Here is a 2,936-nt window from a genome sequence, read left to right on the forward strand (position 1 = left end):
TCCGGTCAGCGGTCTGCAGGTGACCGACGATGTGGCCGGGCATACCGGCCCGCTGACCAGCGGCGATCTGACCAACGACGCCACACCAACCCTGAGCGGTACCGCCGAGGCGGGCGCCACGGTCACGATCTACGACGGTGACACCGTACTGGGTACGGTGGTTACCGGGGAGGACGGACGCTGGACTTTCACGCCGGACACCCTGAACGAGGGCGACCACAGCCTGAGCACCACCGTGACGGATAAGGCGGGGAATGTCAGCGAGCGCTCTCCGGCGTTTGAAATTACAGTGGACACGACGGTGACTCCGGTCAGCGGTCTGCAGGTGACCGACGACGTGGCCGGGCATACCGGCCCGCTGGCCAGCGGCGATCTGACCAACGACGCCACGCCGGCCCTGAGCGGTACCGCCGAGGCGGGGGCCACAGTCACGATCTACGACGGCGACACCGTACTGGGTACGGTGGTTGCCGGGGAGGACGGACGCTGGAGTTACACGCCGGACACCCTGAACGAGGGCGACCACAGCCTGAGCACCACCGTGACCGACAAGGCCGGAAACGTCAGCGAGCGTTCCCCGGCGTTTGAACTGACGGTGGATACAGTTGTGACTCCGGTCAGCGATCTGCAGGTGACCGACGATGTGGCCGGGCATACCGGCCCGCTGGCCAGCGGCGATCTGACCAACGACGCCACGCCGGCCCTGAGCGGTACCGCTGAGGCGGGCGCCACGGTCACGATCTACGACGGTGACACCGTACTGGGTACGGTGGTTACCGGGGAGGACGGACGCTGGACTTTCACGCCGGACACCCTGAACGAGGGCGACCACAGCCTGAGCACCACCGTGACGGATAAGGCGGGGAATGTCAGCGAGCGCTCTCCGGCGTTTGAAATTACAGTGGACACGACGGTGACTCCGGTCAGCGGTCTGCAGGTGACCGACGATGTGGCCGGGCATACCGGCCCGCTGGCCAGCGGCGATCTGACCAACGACGCCACGCCGGCCCTGAGCGGTACCGCCGAGGCGGGGGCCACAGTCACGATCTACGACGGCGACACCGTACTGGGTACGGTGGTTGCCGGGGAGGACGGACGCTGGAGCTTCACGCCGGATACCCTGAACGAGGGCGACCACCGCCTGAGCACCACCGTGACCGACAAGGCCGGAAATGTCAGCGAGCGTTCCCCGGCGTTTGAGCTGACGGTGGACACAGTCGTGACTCCGGTCAGCGATCTGCAGGTGACTGACGATGTGGCCGGACACACCGGCCCGCTGACCAGCGGCGATCTGACCAACGACGCCACGCCGGCCCTGAGCGGTACCGCCGAGGCGGGCGCCACGGTCACGATCTACGACGGTGATACCGTACTGGGTACGGTGGTTGCCGGCGAGGACGGACGCTGGAGCTTCACGCCGGATACCCTGAACGAGGGCGACCACCACCTGAGCACCACCGTGACCGACAAGGCCGGGAACGTCAGCGAGCGTTCCCCGGCGTTTGAGCTGACGGTGGATACAGTCGTGACTCCGGTCAGCGAGCTGCAGGTGACCGACGACGTGGCCGGGCATACCGGCCCGCTGACCAGCGGCGATCTGACCAACGATGCCACGCCGGCCCTGAGCGGTACCGCCGAGGCGGGCGCCACGGTCACGATCTACGACGGTGACACCGTACTGGGTACGGTGGTTGCCGGCGAGGACGGACGCTGGAGTTACACCCCTGAGGCGCTGGACGAAGGCAGCCACAGCCTGAGCACCACCGTGACGGACAAGGCCGGGAACGTCAGCGAGCGTTCCCCGGCGTTTGAACTGACGATTGATACCACCGCGCCGTCTGCCAGTGCGCCGGAGGTGACCGATGACGTGGCCGGGCATACCGGCCCGCTGACCAGCGGTGATCTGACCAACGACGCCACGCCGGCCCTGAGCGGCACGGCGGAGGCGGGTGCCACGGTGACCATCTATGACGGTGAGACCGTACTGGGTACGGTGGTTGCCGGGGGGGACGGACGCTGGAGCTTCACGCCGGATACCCTGGACGAGGGCGACCACCGCCTGAGCACCACCGTGACCGACAAGGCCGGGAACGTCAGCGAGCGTTCCCCGGCGTTTGAGCTGACGGTGGACACAATCGTGAATCCGGTCAGCGATCTGCAGGTGACTGATAATGCAGGAGAAGACACGGGTACACTGAACAGCGGCAACGTAACGGATGATGACACGCCGACCCTGAGCGGTACCGCCGAGGCGGGCGCCACGGTCACGATCTATGACGGCGACACGGTACTGGGTACGGTAGTTGCCGGGGAGGACGGACGCTGGAGCTTCACACCTGATGCGCTGGACGAAGGCAGCCACAGCCTGAGCACCACGGTGACCGATCTGGCCGGGAACGTCAGCGAACGCTCCCCGACTTTTGAGTTAACTGTCGATCTCAGCGACGACACCGACAGCGACTCGGATAGTGACAGTGATTCGGACTCTGACAGTGACTCGGATTCCGACAGCGATTCGGACTCTGACAGCGATTCTGATTCGGACAGCGACTCGGATTCGGACAGCGACTCCGACTCCGACTCCGACTCTGACAGTGACTCGGACTCCGACAGCGACTCGGACTCCGACAGCGATTCGGACTCTGACAGCGATTCGGACTCTGACAGCGATTCTGACTCTGACAGTGACTCGGATTCCGACAGCGATTCCGACTCTGACAGTGACTCGGATTCCGACAGCGATTCGGACTCTGACAGTGACTCGGATTCCGACAGCGATTCCGATTCTGACAGTGACTCTGACTCCGACAGCGATTCGGACTCTGACAGCGATTCCGACAGCGATTCCGACTCCGACAGCGACTCGGATAGCGACAGCGACTCGGACTCCGACAGAGACTCGGATTCGGACAGTGACTCGGATACCGACAGCGATT

Annotated in this window: 1 protein-coding gene; it reads left to right on the plus strand. The window is 64.9% G+C overall.

Annotated elements, in window-relative coordinates; translation table 11 throughout:
* Positions 1–2,936 (plus strand): Ig-like domain-containing protein (locus ABLV75_RS02810; protein WP_348854883.1); only part of this gene is annotated, 2,936 nt, incomplete at both ends.

Origin of the sequence: Klebsiella sp. CN_Kp066, assembly GCF_040065135.1 — a bacterium.
Classification (GTDB): domain Bacteria; phylum Pseudomonadota; class Gammaproteobacteria; order Enterobacterales; family Enterobacteriaceae; genus Klebsiella; species Klebsiella oxytoca.